Annotated in this window: 16 protein-coding genes; 3 read left to right on the forward strand and 13 right to left on the reverse strand. The window is 68.9% G+C overall.

Going from position 1 to position 14893, the window contains the following annotated elements:
- A complete protein-coding gene (pqqE, locus tag AC1DTW_RS14000) occupies positions 1 to 1152 on the forward strand; it encodes a pyrroloquinoline quinone biosynthesis protein PqqE (protein ID WP_477981773.1) in 1152 nt (383 codons plus the stop codon).
- 7 nt (positions 1153 to 1159) lie between these two features.
- On the opposite strand, the gene AC1DTW_RS14005 is transcribed toward pqqE, so the two are convergent.
- The 13 genes from AC1DTW_RS14005 to AC1DTW_RS14065 form a co-directional block, all read right to left on the reverse strand.
- Positions 1160 to 1702, reverse strand: a complete 543-nt coding sequence (locus AC1DTW_RS14005) for a thioredoxin domain-containing protein (protein WP_477981774.1) — start codon at positions 1700 to 1702, stop codon at positions 1160 to 1162.
- 5 nt (positions 1703 to 1707) lie between these two features.
- Positions 1708 to 2553: a quinoprotein dehydrogenase-associated SoxYZ-like carrier gene (locus AC1DTW_RS14010; protein ID WP_477981775.1), complete on the reverse strand. Its 846-nt coding sequence runs from the start codon at positions 2551 to 2553 to the stop codon at positions 1708 to 1710.
- The gene (locus tag AC1DTW_RS14015; RefSeq protein WP_477981776.1) at positions 2550 to 3536 is read right to left on the reverse strand and encodes an MBL fold metallo-hydrolase; all 987 of its coding nucleotides are present in this window, start codon (positions 3534 to 3536) and stop codon (positions 2550 to 2552) included. Before AC1DTW_RS14015 ends, AC1DTW_RS14010 begins: the two co-directional genes overlap by 4 nt.
- Positions 3537 to 3547: 11 nt before the next feature.
- Positions 3548 to 4093: an SRPBCC family protein gene (locus AC1DTW_RS14020; protein ID WP_477981778.1), complete on the reverse strand. Its 546-nt coding sequence runs from the start codon at positions 4091 to 4093 to the stop codon at positions 3548 to 3550.
- Positions 4094 to 4130: 37 nt separating this feature from the next.
- Positions 4131 to 5102 (reverse strand): YVTN family beta-propeller repeat protein, encoded by a 972-nt coding sequence (locus AC1DTW_RS14025; RefSeq protein WP_477981779.1) that lies wholly within the window; start codon positions 5100 to 5102, stop codon positions 4131 to 4133.
- A gap of 4 nt (positions 5103 to 5106) precedes the next feature.
- Positions 5107 to 5961, reverse strand: a complete 855-nt coding sequence (locus tag AC1DTW_RS14030; protein ID WP_477981780.1) for a quinoprotein dehydrogenase-associated SoxYZ-like carrier — start codon at positions 5959 to 5961, stop codon at positions 5107 to 5109.
- A 278-nt stretch (positions 5962 to 6239) separates the two neighbouring features.
- Positions 6240 to 7187, reverse strand: a complete 948-nt coding sequence (locus tag AC1DTW_RS14035) for a quinoprotein relay system zinc metallohydrolase 2 (protein ID WP_477981781.1) — start codon at positions 7185 to 7187, stop codon at positions 6240 to 6242.
- Positions 7188 to 7223: 36 nt separating this feature from the next.
- Positions 7224 to 7571, reverse strand: coding sequence for a hypothetical protein (locus AC1DTW_RS14040; RefSeq protein WP_477981902.1), 348 nt, complete (start codon positions 7569 to 7571; stop codon positions 7224 to 7226).
- Between the two features lie 86 nt (positions 7572 to 7657).
- A complete protein-coding gene (locus tag AC1DTW_RS14045) occupies positions 7658 to 8380 on the reverse strand; it encodes a hypothetical protein (protein WP_477981782.1) in 723 nt (240 codons plus the stop codon).
- A gap of 22 nt (positions 8381 to 8402) precedes the next feature.
- Complete coding sequence (locus AC1DTW_RS14050) at positions 8403 to 9365, reverse strand: S1C family serine protease (protein ID WP_477981784.1); 963 nt, start codon at positions 9363 to 9365, stop codon at positions 8403 to 8405.
- A 65-nt stretch (positions 9366 to 9430) separates the two neighbouring features.
- Positions 9431 to 10291: a quinoprotein dehydrogenase-associated putative ABC transporter substrate-binding protein gene (locus tag AC1DTW_RS14055; protein WP_477981785.1), complete on the reverse strand. Its 861-nt coding sequence runs from the start codon at positions 10289 to 10291 to the stop codon at positions 9431 to 9433.
- A complete protein-coding gene (locus AC1DTW_RS14060) occupies positions 10288 to 10707 on the reverse strand; it encodes a c-type cytochrome (protein ID WP_477981786.1) in 420 nt (139 codons plus the stop codon). Before AC1DTW_RS14060 ends, AC1DTW_RS14055 begins: the two co-directional genes overlap by 4 nt.
- A 119-nt stretch (positions 10708 to 10826) precedes the next feature.
- A complete protein-coding gene (locus AC1DTW_RS14065; protein ID WP_477981787.1) occupies positions 10827 to 12647 on the reverse strand; it encodes a methanol/ethanol family PQQ-dependent dehydrogenase in 1821 nt (606 codons plus the stop codon).
- Positions 12648 to 13133: 486 nt separating this feature from the next.
- Here AC1DTW_RS14065 and AC1DTW_RS14070 point away from each other — a divergent pair, with 486 nt between their 5' ends.
- Both AC1DTW_RS14070 and AC1DTW_RS14075 read left to right on the forward strand, forming a co-directional pair.
- On the forward strand, positions 13134 to 13847 hold the full coding sequence (locus tag AC1DTW_RS14070) for an ABC transporter ATP-binding protein (RefSeq protein WP_477981788.1): 714 nt from the start codon (positions 13134 to 13136) through the stop codon (positions 13845 to 13847).
- Positions 13848 to 13912: 65 nt separating this feature from the next.
- Positions 13913 to 14884 carry a PQQ-dependent catabolism-associated beta-propeller protein gene (locus AC1DTW_RS14075; RefSeq protein WP_477981789.1) on the forward strand — a complete coding sequence of 324 codons (972 nt, stop codon included), beginning with the start codon at positions 13913 to 13915 and terminating at the stop codon, positions 14882 to 14884.
- Positions 14885 to 14893 lie beyond the last annotated feature (9 nt).

Raw genomic sequence — 14893 nt, forward strand, 5'->3', positions numbered from 1 at the left:
ATGAACGCCTCCGTGGCATCCAGGCCGGGCCCGCCGCTGTGGCTGCTCGCCGAGCTGACCTACCGCTGTCCGCTGCACTGTGTGTTCTGCTACAACCCGATCGATTTCGCGAACCAGACCGACGAGCTCTCGACCGCCGACTGGCTGCGCGTGCTGCGCGAGGGGCGCGAACTCGGCGCCGTGCAATGCGGCCTGTCGGGCGGCGAGCCGCTGCTGCGCGACGACCTCGAGGAGATCGTCGCCGAGGCACGGCGCCTGGGCTACTACACGAACCTGCTGACCTCCGGCGTCGGCCTGACCGCCGAGCGCGCGCGCGCGTTGAAAGCCGCCGGGCTCGACCACGTCCAGCTCTCGTTCCAGGATTCGACGCGCGAGATGAACGACTTTCTCTCGCACACCAAGACCTTCGAGCTGAAGAACCGGGTCGCGCAGATCATCAAGGACCAGGGCTGGCCGATGGTGATGAACGTCGTGCTGCACCGGCTCAACATCGACCACATCGACCGCATCATCGCGATGGCGGCCGAGTTCGGCGCCGAGTACCTCGAACTCGCGAACACGCAGTACTACTCGTGGGCGTTCCAGAACCGCGATGCGTTGCTGCCGACACGCGCGCAGCTGCAGCATGCCGAGGCGGTGGCCGACGTCTGGCGCGCGAAGCTCGGCGAGCGCATGCGCATCTTCTTCGTCGCGCCCGACTACCACGAGGGCAAGGCGAAGAAGTGCGTGAACGGCTGGGGCAGCATGTTCCTGACCGTCACGCCCGACGGCACCGCGCTGCCTTGCCACACCGCGAAGATGCTGCCCGGTCTGACGTTCCCGAACGTGCGCGAGCATTCGGTGCGCGACATCTGGTTCGACTCCGAGGGCTTCAACCGCTATCGCGGCACCGGCTGGATGAAGGAGCCGTGCTCGAGCTGCGAGCACCGCGAGGAAGACCTCGGCGGCTGCCGTTGCCAGGCCTACCTGATCGCGCACGACCCGACCGTGGCCGACCCGGTGTGCGTGAAGAGCCCGCATCACGGGCTCGTCGTCGAGGCCGTCGAGCGCGCCGAGGCCGGCGTCGCCGGCGCCGGCGTGCCGACCGAGCATCCGCTGGTGTTCCGCGACCCGAAGAATTCACGCCGACTCAGCGCGACGCAGCCGTCCTAGCGCACCGCTACTGCACGAGGTTCAGGATCTCGAGCTGCTCGTCGACGGTCTCGAAGGTGCCGGTGCCCGCGGGCATCTGCATCAGCGGCTTGAGCTGCGCATCGAACAGCCACACGCTCGGGTAGACCAGCATGCGCGTGCGCTGATCGCCGATCGAGCGCTGGAACTCGATGTAGTTCAGCGACTTGTCGCCGACCTTGATGAAGAGCCGATCCGCCGTCGTCGCCAGCGTGCTGCGCAGGTCGACGACGATCCAGGGCCCGAAGTGCGGCACCAGCTCGCCGGCGTTGCTGCCGAGGAAGTTCTCGTAGCGCCGGCAGTATGGGCAGTCGCTCGCGCCGAGGTAGACGTAGAGCCGCTTGTTCTCGCGCTTCGCGCGCGCCAGTGCCGGCCCGAGGTCGAATTCGGAGCGGCCCGCGGCGATCAAGGGTTCGACGACCAGCGGCGTGTAGGCAGGTGGGATGCCGACCGCGTTCGCCACCGTCCCGATCAGGGCCAGCGCGCCGGCGACGATGATGCCGACGAGTGCGCGGCGCAGACGCAGCGGCATCGTCATCATCCGATCCGCAGCGACCCGGTGTAGTGGCGCTCCTTCGAATCCTCAACCTCGGCGCGCAACTCGCCGGGCGCATGCGGGACGAAGTTGAAGCGCCAGGTCGGGTTCTCGCTGATCGAGAAGTCGAGGTCGGCGTCGAAAATCTTTCGGCCCGCGTAGCTGACCGCGATCGTGCGGACGAAGTACGACGGGATGTACATCACCGTCACGTTGTTCAGCTCGAAGCCGGTGTCGTTCGGGTGGATGACCGTCAGGTCGGCCGTCGTCGCGGCCTCGAACGTCGGCGGCGCTGGCAGCTTGAAGATCGTCTTGCCGATCAGCTCCGGCGAGTCGCGGTTCGGCGGCGCCGAGCAGCCGCCGGAGGTCTTGACGTAGCGCGAGTCCATGTGCAGTTCGCCGTTCGAGAGTTCGCTGACGACGCGCACGTGGCTGTATTCGTCGACGCGCAGGCGGGTCTCGAAATCGGCCTGGCCGACCTCGGGCGTCAGCTCGAGCGTCGCGGCCAGCGGCGACGGGTTCTTGTCGACCAGCAGGTGCAGGCGCCGCACGTAGAGCGCCGGCGTCTGCGCCAGGCGCGAGACGATCTTCACCGGCACCGATGCGCCATAGGCCGCACGCAGCGGCGCGATCAGCTGCACGACGCGGCCCGAGCCGGCATCGATCGGCCGCGTGCCGAAGAGCCTGCCGCGCAGCAGCTCCCATTCGGGCGAGACATCGGCGTGGCCGGTGTTGCTGGGCAGGCCGCCGATCGCGGCGCGCGCCGCTGGCGCGAACGTCAACGGCAGCGCGCCGGCGCCGAGCACGAGGTGGCGGCGCAGCCGCGATGCGATGGGGTTCGGGCTCATGGTCGGGGCACTCCGGCAGGGCTGTTGACGAGTTGCTCGCGCTCGTAGCGCAGGTAGACGAGCGCGGCGTTGCGGCGGTGCACCGTGTCGTACTGATCCCACGACGCGAAGTCGGGCAGCGCGGTCGAATCGGGCACCTCGCTGAGCGGCGCGCCGGCCTGCAGCAGCGCACGTGCGCGCGCGCTCAGCTGATCGAGGTAGCGCTCGACCTGCGTGACGAGGCGCTTCGAGCCGGACGGCCCGTGACCGGGCACGATCGCCTCGAGCGGCAGCGCCTGCAGCGAGCGCAGCGCCGCGTGCCAGGCGGCCAGGTCGCTGTCGAACACATCGGGGATGCGCTGCGCATCGAGCAGCCCGCCGGCGAACAGCGTGCCGGTGCGCGGGTCGTAGACGGCGATGTCGCCGGGGCCACTCGAGTGGCCGAAGTACAGCAGCTGGATCGGCCGGCCGATCAGCGCGGCCGCGTCGAGCTCGAGCGGGTCGTTGAACGCGATGTCGGGCGTGAACAGCGTCGTGCCGCGCATCGCGTCGTCGCCGAGTGTCGCGCGCAGCGTCTTCAGGCAGGTCTCGCAGCGCGCGGCCATCAGCGTCGCCGCGGCCCGCTGCATCGCGATCGGGATGCCCTGCTCGCGGAACGCCGCGGCACCGAACAGGAACTCCTGGCGCGTGTGCGTGACGATCGCGAGCCGCACCGGCTTGTCGGTCACGCCGCGGATCGCGGCCAGCAGCGCGCGACCGTGCAGGTACGAGGTGCCGGTGTCGATCGCGAGGACCCCGGTGCGGCCGATGACGAAGCCCGCGTTGCCGACCCGCCCCAGGTTCGCCGCACCGGGCTCGCCGCCGCTGCCGGGCACCATGTAGACGCCGGCGGCAAGTTCGATCGGCACGCCGGCCGGTTCGCCGCCGGCCTGGGCCGCGAGCGTCGCGCACGCGAGCACGGCGGCGCAGAGCCAGCGGATCGCGACATGCACGGGCTCACGCATCGGGCCGACCGCTATTGCCCCTCGACGAGCTTCTTCAGGTTCGCCAGCCCGCTCTGGTACACGCCGGTGATCGCCTTCACCGCGGCCTCGTCGTTCTTGTCGGGCGGCGGATCGTTGTTCGGGAAACCGCGATAGAACGCGCCGCGCCACTCGACGGTCGAGGTGTTGCCTTCGCCGACGACGCTGATCGTCGAGGTGTAGTTCGTGACCGGCAGCGCGCCGCCGTCCTTCATGCGGTAGCTGTAGCGCATCGTCGCGTCGTCGTAGCGCTCCAGTGTCTCGTGCAGCGTGCCGCCGCCTTTCAGGCCGACCGTGCGTTCGGAGCCTTCGGTGTTGCCCTTGTCGGCCGGGCTCGACTGGACGGCGGGGTGCCAGTCCTTCAGCGCGTCGAAGTTCTTGATCCGGGCCCACACGGCCGCCGGCGGTGCGGCGATCTTGACGGTCTCGACGACCTTCTGGCGCGTCGGACCATGGGCGCCGGCCGGCACGGCGGCCGCGCCGAGCAGCGCGAGCACGAGCGCCGGTGACAGCCGGCGGATGGCGAATCGATCGAACATGAAAAGGGCTCCGGTGGGTGGTTGACGAATCTCTGGATCAAGGGGAAACGGGCGCGCCGATGAAGGCGCCGAAACCGCGGCTGTTCTTGCCGGTCGCGATGCGCGCGAGGCTGCGGCCGCTCGCGGCGTCGAGCACGCTGACGTCGTCGTCCATCCAGTTGACGACGTAGACGCGGTCAGCGTGCGCGGCCACGCCCTCGGGGTAGCCGAAGCCGGGCAGCGTGCGCACGGTCTGCAGGCGCTCGGCGTCGATCACGCTGACGCTGTCGTCGTGCTGGTTGGTCACGTACAGCAGCGCGCCGTCGCGCGCCAGCGCCGCGCCGTACGGCGCCCTGCCGACCGGGACCGTGGCGATCACTTCGAGCCGGCGCGTGTCGATCACCGAGACGTCGTTGCTCAGCACGTTCAGCGCGTAGAGCCGGTGGCGCCGCGCATCGGCGAGCAGCGCGAACGGGTGCGTGCCGACCGCCACCCGGCCGCGCACGCGCCGCGTCGCGACGTCGATCGCGGCGACGCTGTCGTCGTCGCGCTCGGCGACGTAGACGGTCGCGCCGGTCGCATCGACCGCGACGCCGGCCGGCGCGCGGCCGACCGCGATCGATGCCGGCGCGCCGGCGGCGGCGGTATCGAACATCAGCACGCGGTTCGTGTACCAGTCGGCGACGAACAGGCGGGTGCCATCGGGTGTGGCGTCGATCCCGACCGGCCCGGCACCGGCCGGCAGGGTGTTCACGACGCGCTGGGTGGTCATGTCGATGACGGAGATCGTCCGGCTGTCGGGGTTCGAGACGTAGACCTTGCCGGTGGCGCTCGCCGCGACGACGCCGGCGGGCGAGCGCCCGACGGGCACGGTGGCGACGACCTTCTGCAGCGCCAGGTCGATCACCGAGACATCGTGGCTGCCCTGGTTCGTGATGTAGGCGAACGGCGCGGCGCCGCTGGGCAGCGCCGCGGCCAGCAGCGTGGCGAGCGCCGCGCAGCGTGCAGCATGGTGCAGCGACGCGTGCATCCGGTCAAACGCTCGGCGCGACGTCAAGGGCGCTCTTCCATGCCGCCTGGTTGCTGTCGACGACCTCGGCGGTGAGCCGGCCCGGGGCGCGCGGCACGAAGAAGAAGCGCAGGTTCGGGTTCTCGCTGATCGAGAAGTCGAGATCGGCCACCAGCACCGGCTGTCCGGCGTAGGCGACGTTGACGCTGCGCACGAAGCGGCGCGGCGTGTACTGGCGAGTCAACTGGTCCATCACCATGCCCGAGTCGTTCGGGTGGCTGATCATCAGCTGCGCGAGCGTCGGCCGGTTCATCACGACATCGCCGTCGACACGCAACCTGATCTTGCCGAGCGAGGCGAGCGCGGCCTGCGGGTCCTTGCCCGGCGGCGCCGAGCACCCCCCCGAAGCCTTGACGAAACGCGTGCGCATCAGCAGGCGGCCGTCGCTGGTCTCGGCGATCGCGCGCACGAAGCTGTACTCGTCGACGCGCACGCGGGTCTCGATGTCGGCGCGGCCGCTTTGTGGCGTGAACGAGAAGATCGCCGAGATCGGCGACGGGTTGTTGTCGATGATCAGGTAGAGCTTCGCAACAAAGCTCGCCGCCGTGTGCGGCAGCCGCGCCCGCATCGCGATCGGCACGACCGCGGCGTCTTCGGCGCGCACCGGCGCGTCGAGCACGAGCACGTCGTCGCCGACGTTGGCGATCGGCCGCGTCTCGAACAGGCTGGCCCGCACCTTGTGCCAGATCTCGCTCGCCTCGGGGTTGTCGCCGGACTTGATCTCGGCACGCGCGACGCGCGCCCCGCCCAGTGCAAACGATGCGATCAGTGCGGCACCCGCGGCCGTGACTTCGCGCCTGGCGATCTTGTGGTGTGTCATCGCGGCACCTCCAGAGCGTGAGAGGCCATCCCTTGCACCCGCGCCGGGGTGGCCAAGGGCGCTGGGGTAGGCGCGTCGCGCAGCCCAGGGTTCCCGCCTGGGCAAGCGGCGCAACGCCCCCCAGCGCCCTTGGCCGCCCCGGCCCGCAGGGTGAGGCTCCAAAACGGGCCCACTCGTCGTTGCAAATGCTCGCCGGGGCCCGACCCCGGCTCCGCTTCACGCCTAGATTGGGCCCGTTTTGGAGCCTCACGCGGGTGCAAGGGATGGCCTCTCACGCTCTATTCTTCCCACTCCAGCTCTGCAAACGCTGCAGTGACGTTGCGGCGGTGAAAACGTTCGGCGAGCTGCCAGCCCGAGGCCGCCTCGGCACCGACGCTGTCGACCGCCTGGGACAGCGTCTTGCCGGACTTGACGGCGGCGCGGGTCTCGCGCAGCAGCGCTCCAAGATACTCCTGTTGCGGTGCCCATGCGGCCGATCCGCCACGGCGGGTCGGGCCATGGCCGGGCACGATCAGCGCGGCGTCGATGCGGGCCAGTTCCGGCATCAAGGCGAGCCAGCCGCGCAGCTTGCCGTCGACGACCGGGATGTGCTGCACGAACAGCAGGTCGGACGCGAACAGCGTGCGCGTTGCGGGGTCGTAGACGGTCAGGTCGTTGTCGGTGTGTGCGGTCGGCCAGGATTGCGCGACGAGCACGCGGCCGCCAAGGTCGAACTCGCGCGTCCCCGCCACGGCGACTGTCGGGTAGACGATCGATTCATGCGCGACGCGGAGCCCGAAGTCGCGTTCCAGCGCCCGCAGGTAGTACGGCTCGCGCGCGGCCATCGCGGCGTTGAACTTCGCGCTCGCGACGAAGCGGGTGCCCGGCCCGGTGAAGGCCGCGTTGCCGAGCACGTGGTCCGGATGCGCGTGGGTGTCGAACACATAGCAGATCGGCAGGCTTGTCGCGCGCTCGATCGCTGCGCGCCAGCGCAGGCCGAGCTGCGGCGTGCCGCCGGTGTCGATCACCGCGACGCAGCGGCTGCCGACGACGAAGCCGAGGTTCGCGACATCGCCGCCGTTGCCGGGCAACCAGTCCTCGAGCCGGCCGGCGTGCACGTGGACGCCGGGTGCGACCTCGGTCGCCTCGAGCGGCGCGGCGTCGGCGCCGCCCTGTGCCGCCGCGCCGACACGGAGCAGGGCGGCGAACAGCAGCGCGGCGGCGCGTCGAATGATCGTCGGCGGCATGATCGTCGGGCAGTGGGCGCAGCCGGGCAGGCGCCGCTACTTCGCGTCGTTGATGAAGCAGCCCTTCTTGACCTTGGCCTGCAGCTCGCGGTACTTCTTCAGCTCGGGCTGCAGCGTGGGCGTGTCGCGGATCGCATTGCCGCGCTCGCCGCCGATCGACATGCCGTTGCTGATCGTCTGCATCGTCGTGTACTCGTCGTACTTGACCTCGGCGGCGAACGCATCGACCGCGCACGAGCACTTGTTGACCATCTCGAAGTACGGCCCGGGGTTCGCGCGGATGCACTCCTCGACGTACAGCACCCGCGCCGAGGTCGGGAAGTCGTTGGCGCGCGCCGCGCCGCTGCCGAGCAGCAGTGCCGCGAGCACGGCCGCGCTCAGCATCGATGAACGAACGATGGAAGGATTCATGGCGTGGTGTCCTGGGCAGAAGGGTCTGGGTCTTCGGTGCGCGCGGCGGGGCGGCCGCGTCACGAACCGGCCTTTTTCGCGGCGGCCTCGCCGCCTTCGAGCAGCAGCTCCTCGGTGAGCAGCGGCGGCGCCTGCGGGCCGTTGGCGTCGTCGGCGACGAGCGCGCGGATCGCGTACACGCCGCCCGGGACGGCCTCCGACAGCGTGAACACGTAGCGCTTGTTCGCGAGCTGCTCGAAGCGCGGACGGTTCGGGTCGTCGACGTAGGGCGTGATCGTGAACTCCTGGCCGGCGGCCGCCTTGCCGCGGTAGCGCAGCGTCACGGCACGTTGCTGCGCGCCCTCGAAGATCGCCATCCGGATGCGCTTGCGGAAGTAGGCCGACTTGCCCTTCGTCAGCCGCTCCATCTCGCGCACATCGCGCTCCAGGAAGAACAGCGTGACGGGGTTGCCGCTGGCGGCTTCGACCGGCGGCAGTTCGACCTTGCGCTCGCCGCTGAGGAACTCGCCGGTCGCGTCGCAGCAGCGACCGCTGCTCTGCGCCTTCAGCGCGATCGACACCTTGTCGTCGAAGCCGGGCTCGAGGCTGCCGCCGCGATGGAACTGGTAGCGCAGCGTCAGCGGCGGGCGCAGTTTCGTGAACTGGTCGGTCATGAACAACGCGCGTTCGGCGGCCGAGAAGTTCTTCGGCGGCTCTTCGGCGCGCAGCGGCGTCGTCGGCAGGACGAGGATCGCGGCGAGCAGCGTGGCTGCGAAGCGGTGCGGGGTCGGGGAGAGGATCATCGCGATGGGGGTCGGGGGAGGGTCAGGGATGGCAGGGCGCAACGGCAACCGCTGCGTCGGCGGGTGCCGTCTGCCGCGGCGCGAGGCGTTCGAGTTCGGTGCGGGCGCTTTCGAGCCCGGGCGCGATCGCGAGCGCGCATTCGAGCGCGCGGCGCGCCTCGACAGGCTGGCCCTGCCGGGCCAGCGCCAGGCCGAGCAGGTACCAGGGTTCGGAATCGTCGGCGTCATGGAGTGTCCAGGCGGCGGCGAGCGCGCGCAGTGCGCGCCAGTCGCCCTCGTTCTCGAGCACGGCCGCGCGCAGGAACAGCGGTTGCCCACCGAGCGGCTGCTCCCAGAAGGCGAGTTGCGCGCGCGCTGCCGGCTGGCCGATCGCGTGCCCGCGCTGGTTGTCGTCGAACGGCCTTGCAAGCCATTCGGCCGGCACCGCGAAATAGTGCAGCGCGCCGCCGCGCAGGCGGAAAGTCAGGATGCCGACCAGGCGGAAGGCGTCGTCGAACAACGCCCCGCCGCTGGCCCCCGAATTGAAATAGTTGGAGCTCTGGATCACGCGGCCGCCGTCCATGCGGTGCAACGCGAGCACCTTGCCGACGCTGCCCTGCAGCGCGCCGGCGGTGTGCCCGATGCCGATGACGGCCTGGCCGACCGCGAGCTGGTCGGGCGGCCCGAAGCGCACCGCCCTGTCGCCGTCGATGCCAGGCACGTGCAGCACGCACAGGTCATGGTACGCATCGACGTCTTGCGAACTCGCCGGCAGGCGCAGGCCACCCTGCAGCACCGCGATCTCGCGCGCGTCGCGGGTCACGTGGCAATTCGTCGCGACGCGGTCCGGGCCGACGATGACGCCGGAGCCCAGCGAGTAGCCGCCGCGCGCGCGGATCGCCTCGACCTTCAACACGCTGGCCGAGAGCTTGACCATCGTGCCGGGGTCGAGCCCGGGCACCGCCGATCCCGACGAGCACCAGCCCAGCAGCGCTGCGACGAGCAACGGCCTGACCGTGCTGGCAGGCCTCGGGCCTCGCGTGCAACGAACCGACGGCGAGTTGCGCACGATCAGTTCTTCGGCGCCTCATACGAAGCATCGACCACCGGTACGCCGTATTCCTTCAGGATCGCCTGGATCTCGGTCCGGCGCGCCTCGATCAGGCCTTCAACTTGCTGCTTCCACTCGCGCTCGCCGAAGCGCACGCCCATCGCCATCTGGTAGTCGAGCTTGATGCCGGGCTCGGACTTGAGCGGCAGCACGACCAGCTGCGGCGTCTTCACGCGCTGCGCGAAATAGCCGGCGATCGGGCCCCAGACGATCGCGGCATCGAGCTTGCCGCTGGCGAGATCCTTCTCGATGATCTCGCCCGGGTATTGCTCCGGGTTCGGGTTCCTGATCGGGTAGGGCACCCCGCTGTCGAGCAGCTGGTGGCGCGACAGCCACTCGGAGGCCGGCGATCGGTCGTACAACCCGATGCGCAGCGAACGCAGCTTGGCCGGCTCGAGCGCGAGAAACTGCTCGACCGTGGCGACGTTGTCCAGGCCCTTGCCTTTCGGGAACACCAGCGTGTAGGTCGAGCGGTAGTACGGCTTCGTGACCGAGACGCCTTCCTCGAAGCCCACCGGCACGCCGATCACGATGTCGCAGGGGTAGTCCTGCCCCGGCAGCTTGTAGCGCAGCGTGTTGCGGATGAACGCGAGACGCTGCGGGAACGAGTAGTAGGTGACCGGCAGGTTCAGCGCCTTGCCGAAGACCTCGGCGATGCGGTTCTCGATGCCTTCGCCCTTGGTGTTCGAGAACGGCAGGTTGTTCGGATCCTGGCAGACGCGCAGCTCGGTGCGCTTCGGCGCGGCGCTGTCTTGCGCCGCGACGCCGGCGGCGAGCGACACGAGCGCGCAGGCCGCCGACAGCCGCCAGCCACGACTCATGGCATCGCCTCGACGCGGGCTTTCGTGATGGCCCCGTCGGAACGGCCTTTCAGGTACGCGTAGAGCTGGTCGAGGTTCTTCATCACCTCGGCGTTGCCCGAGAACGCGATCATCTGCGTGTTGGGTCGACCGTTCGTCACGGTCTTGACGAATTCTTCCTTCGACAGCGTCTTCAGGCTGTTGACCAGCGACGGGCCGACCAGCCCCTCCTGGTTCGCGCCGTGGCAGCGGTCGCAGGCGGCAGAACGCCAGGTCCTGAAGCCCTGCAATGTGTTCGGGTCGACCTTGTTGCCGTCGACGACGGTGTACGGCGGCTTGCCGCCGCTCGGGGCGGTCTGTGCGGAGGCGGCCTGCCCGAAGGCGGCAACGGCGGAGGCGAACAGCAACGCGGTGCAGAGTGTCTTGGAGTGCTTCATGTGGATCGATGGATCGGAGACTAAAAAAACGGGGACGGCCTTCCCAATGAAAGCCATCCCCCCGGTCTGTCATGCGCCGCGATGCATCGCGGCTGCGCTGTTGTTGTGTCGCTTCAGCTTCAGTTCGGCAGGGCGAATACCGTCAGCGAACCACCGAGCTCGGTGTACTTCGCCAGCTCCTTGTAGCCGCCCACGGCGCCCAGGCCGTCCTGGTCCTTCTCGAGGCCCGCTGCCATGCCGATGCCGGCCCAGCCGCCGATGCCCGAGAACACGCCGATGTACTGCTTGCCCTTGTGCATGTACGAGAACACGTTGCCGATGATCCCCGAAGGCGTCTTGAACTTGAACAGTTCCTTGTTGATGTCCTTCTTGTCGACGCACTTCAGGTAGCCCTCGAGCGTGCCGTAGCAGGACAGGCCGCCCGCGGTGTTGAGCGCGCCGCTCCAGACCGAGAACTTCTCGGGGTGGCTCTGCACGATCTTGCCGCTGCCGGCATCCCACGTGACGTAGTTGCCCATGCCGCCGTGGCTGCCCGGCGCCGGGAACATCGACAAGGTCGCGCCGACATACGGCTGGCCCGCGGTGTACTCGACCTTGAACGGCTCGTAGTCCATGCAGACGTGGTTCGTCGGCACGTAGAACAGCTTGGTTTCAGGATCGAACGCCGCCGGTTGCTGGTCCTTGCTGCCAAGCGCCGCCGGGCAGATGCCCTTGGTGTTGACGTCCGGACCGTTCTTCGCGGTGGAGTACTTCGCGACCACTTGCGGCCGACCGGTCTTCATGTCGACGTGCGTGGCCCAGTTCACCTTCGGGTCGTACTTCTCGGCGACCAGCAGCGCACCGGTGACACGGTCCATCGTGTAGCCGAAGCCGTTGCGGTCGAAGTGCACGAGCGCCTTGGTCGGCTTGCCCTTCACATCGATGTCGGCCAGGATCATCTCGTTGATGCCGTCGAAGTCCCACTCGTCGTACGGCGTCATCTGGTAGACCCACTTGGCCTGGCCGGTGTCGACGTCGCGCGCGAAGATCGTCATCGACCACTTGTTGTCACCCGGTCGTTGCGCCGGATTCCAGGTCGACGGATTGCCGCTGCCGTAGTACATCAGGTTCAGCGCCTTGTCGTAGCTGTACCAGCCCCAGGTCGTGCCGCCGCCGGTCTTCCACTGGTCGCCCTTCCAGGTCTTGATCGACGAGTCCTTGCCCACCGGCGCCATCTTGCCGTCGGTCCAGGTCATGGTCTTGTCGGGGTCGATCAGCATCTCCGCGTCGGGGCCGACGCTGTAGCCCTTCCAGGCCAGCTTGCCGTCCGAGAGGTTGTACGCCGCGATGAAACCGCGCACGCCCCACTCGCCGCCGCTGATGCCGGTGATGACCTTGTCCTTGAAGACGTGCGGCGCGTTGGTGTTCACCGCGCCGAGCTTCGGGTCACCGTTCTTGACGCTCCAGACCACCTTGCCGGTCTTCGCATCGAGGGCCACCAGCGTGCTGTCGGCCTGCTGCAGGATGACCTTGCCTTCGGCATACGCGACACCGCGGTTCACCGTGTCGCAGCACATCTGCGGAATCACCGCCGGGTCTTGCTTGGGCTCGTACTTCCAGATGATCTGCTGGTTGTCGAGGTTCAGCGCGTACACCTTGTTCGGGAACGGCGAGGTCATGTACATCACGCCGTCGACCACCAGGGGCGAGCCCTCGTGACCGCGCAGCACGCCGGTGGAGAAGGTCCACGCGACCTGCATCTTGCCGACATTGCTCGTGTTGATCTGCTTCAGTTGAGAGAAGCGGTGGTTGTACATGTCCCCCGCTTGCATCGCCCAGTTGCCGGAGTTCGCGATGTTCTTCTCTACGTCGGCATTGGCGTGCGCCAACGCAGGTAGAGCGAGCAACGCCAGCCCCAACTGACGCACCAGGCTCGCGCTCGAGAGCCGAGAAATTCTCATTGATGTCTCCTTGCTGTGAGGTGGTCTAGGATCTTGCGAAGGTCGCCACCGAGTCCCCGCGCGAACAGTCTTGCGCAAGGCCCCGACCGCAACATCCATGCCCAATTCGGAAGGGGTCTTGCCGGCCCGATATCGCGAGACCTTCGCGCCTTGACTCAATGCTTGAAGCAGGCCAACGGACCCTAGGCGAAACCCTGATTTTTTCGGCTTGAAGTTTGGATCGAGGTGGCTAGCGAGGGGTCTGTACGCCTCGATGGCCGTGCCCGCGCGTCGTCTCTCCGGGAAAGCCCTGAGGTCGGTCCCGCGCGCAGCGTGCGGCGCCGCGTTCGAACGGCGCGCCGGCAGCCGATGCGCGCAACGTTCGTCGCCAGTTTTGGCGCAGAGTGTTCCACTGTCCGCGCGTTCGATGCGCCCACCGACGTGCCGAGCCGACGGTCGGCGCCGCGCTTGCGCCAAGGGCGCAGAAGTTGCAGTACCGTCGCACCCATGCTGCGAACCACCGACCTCACCAAGCGCTACGGCCAGACCATCGCATTGAAGTCCTTGTCGCTGCACATCGGGCGCGGCGAGTTCGTCGCCCTGCTGGGTCCGAACGGAGCCGGCAAGTCGACCTTGTTTCAGGTGCTCACCGGTCTGTTCGCGGCCGACGGCGGCGAGGTCGAGGTGGCCGGGCACTCGCTGCGCCGATCGGCGCGGGCCGCGCTGCGCCACATCGGCGTCGTGTTCCAGCAGATCGCGCTCGACCTCGACCTGAGCGTGCGCCGCAACCTGCTGTTCCAGGCCGATCTTCAGGGCGTGCCGCGCCGCGTCGCACGCGCGCGCATCGAGGCCGGCTGCGCGCGCCTGGGGCTCGACGCGAACCTGGACCGCAAGGTGCGCGAGCTTTCCGGCGGGAACCGCCGCAAGGTGGAACTGGTCCGCGCCAGCCTGCACCAACCGTCGGTGCTGCTGATGGACGAAGCCACCGTGGGCCTGGACCCGAAGTCGCGCCGCGATCTGCTCGAGGCCTTGCATGCCGACGTGCGCGAGCGCGGCGTCAGCGTGCTGTGGGCGACCCACTGGGTCGAGGAGGCCGAGGGCGCCGACCGCGTGCTGGTGCTGCACAAGGGCGCGCTGCTGGCCGACGGCACGCCCGCCGAGGTGACGCGCGCGCTCGGCGAGGCGACGCTCGAAGCGGGCTTCATCAAACGAACCTCGTGAGCGCCGGGCACGAGGCGCGGCACGAACCACAGCGCGAACGACAACGCGAACCCGGAGACAAGCCCTTGAGCCTCACCCGAGCATCGATCTGCGCCTGCGCGCTGGCACTGGGGTTCGCCGCGGGCGCCCGCGCGCAAGGCACCGTGTACGTCTCGAGCGAGAAGGACGACGCGCTGACGCTGATCGACCTCGCCACGCTCGCGGTCAAGGGCACGATCCCGACCTGCAAGCGCGGCCGCCACCTGCAGCTCACGCCCGACCGCAAGCTGATGCTCGCGTGCTCCGACTCGGGCGTCGCCGACGTGATCGACCCGGCCACGGGCAAGTCGCTGCGCCGCATCCCGCTCGGCGAGGATCCCGAGGCCTTCGACCTCTCGCCCGACGGCAAGACCATCTACGTCTCCAGCGAAGACGACGCCGCGGCCGTCTTCATCGACGCGGCGACCGGCAAGAAGCTCAAGGAGGTCAAGGTCGGCCAGGAGCCCGAGGGCGTGAAGGTCAGCGCCGACGGCAAGCTGCTGTACGTGACCTCGGAAGTCGCCAGCCTCGTGCACGTGATCGACACCGCGAGCGGCAAGGTCGTCAAGAACATCAAGGTCGGCAAGCGGCCGCGCCGGATGGCGTTCAGCGCCGACGGCAAGGAGCTGTGGGTCACCTGCGAGCTCGATGCGGGCGTGACGATCGTCTCGACCGCCGACCATGCGGTGCTCGCGACGCTGAAGTTCGAGGTCAAGGGCGCGCGCGCGCAGGACATCACGCCGGTGGGCATCCAGATGTCGCGCGACGGCAAGCGCGCGTTCGTCGCGCTCGGCCGCGCGAACCATGTCGCCTTCGTCGATGTCGCGGCGCGCAAGGTCAGCTCGCTTGTGCTGGTCGGCAAGCGCGCGTGGAACGTCGCGCTCGACAAGGACGAGAAGCGGCTGTTCGTCGTCAACGGCTTGAGCGATGACCTGACCGTCGTCGATGTGCCGGGCGCCCGGGCGATCAAGACCGTGCCGGTCGGGCGCGTGCCGTACGGGGTGGTGGTGGTCGAATGAGGTCGGCGT

Source organism: Rhizobacter sp. P5_A1 (assembly GCF_056400745.1).

What these genes read in the sequence shown, in the direction of transcription:
- pqqE (WP_477981773.1), top strand. Translation starts at nt 1, where the DNA reads ATGAACGCCTCCGTGGCATCCAGGCCGGGCCCGCCGCTGTGGCTGCTC.
- AC1DTW_RS14005 (WP_477981774.1), bottom strand. Translation starts at nt 1,702, where the DNA reads ATGCCGCTGCGTCTGCGCCGCGCACTCGTCGGCATCATCGTCGCCGGC.
- AC1DTW_RS14010 (WP_477981775.1), bottom strand. Translation starts at nt 2,553, where the DNA reads ATGAGCCCGAACCCCATCGCATCGCGGCTGCGCCGCCACCTCGTGCTC.
- AC1DTW_RS14015 (WP_477981776.1), bottom strand. Translation starts at nt 3,536, where the DNA reads ATGCGTGAGCCCGTGCATGTCGCGATCCGCTGGCTCTGCGCCGCCGTG.
- AC1DTW_RS14020 (WP_477981778.1), bottom strand. Translation starts at nt 4,093, where the DNA reads ATGTTCGATCGATTCGCCATCCGCCGGCTGTCACCGGCGCTCGTGCTC.
- AC1DTW_RS14025 (WP_477981779.1), bottom strand. Translation starts at nt 5,102, where the DNA reads ATGCACGCGTCGCTGCACCATGCTGCACGCTGCGCGGCGCTCGCCACG.
- AC1DTW_RS14030 (WP_477981780.1), bottom strand. Translation starts at nt 5,961, where the DNA reads ATGACACACCACAAGATCGCCAGGCGCGAAGTCACGGCCGCGGGTGCC.
- AC1DTW_RS14035 (WP_477981781.1), bottom strand. Translation starts at nt 7,187, where the DNA reads ATGCCGCCGACGATCATTCGACGCGCCGCCGCGCTGCTGTTCGCCGCC.
- AC1DTW_RS14040 (WP_477981902.1), bottom strand. Translation starts at nt 7,571, where the DNA reads ATGCTGAGCGCGGCCGTGCTCGCGGCACTGCTGCTCGGCAGCGGCGCG.
- AC1DTW_RS14045 (WP_477981782.1), bottom strand. Translation starts at nt 8,380, where the DNA reads ATGATCCTCTCCCCGACCCCGCACCGCTTCGCAGCCACGCTGCTCGCC.
- AC1DTW_RS14055 (WP_477981785.1), bottom strand. Translation starts at nt 10,291, where the DNA reads ATGAGTCGTGGCTGGCGGCTGTCGGCGGCCTGCGCGCTCGTGTCGCTC.
- AC1DTW_RS14060 (WP_477981786.1), bottom strand. Translation starts at nt 10,707, where the DNA reads ATGAAGCACTCCAAGACACTCTGCACCGCGTTGCTGTTCGCCTCCGCC.
- AC1DTW_RS14065 (WP_477981787.1), bottom strand. Translation starts at nt 12,647, where the DNA reads ATGAGAATTTCTCGGCTCTCGAGCGCGAGCCTGGTGCGTCAGTTGGGG.
- AC1DTW_RS14070 (WP_477981788.1), top strand. Translation starts at nt 13,134, where the DNA reads ATGCTGCGAACCACCGACCTCACCAAGCGCTACGGCCAGACCATCGCA.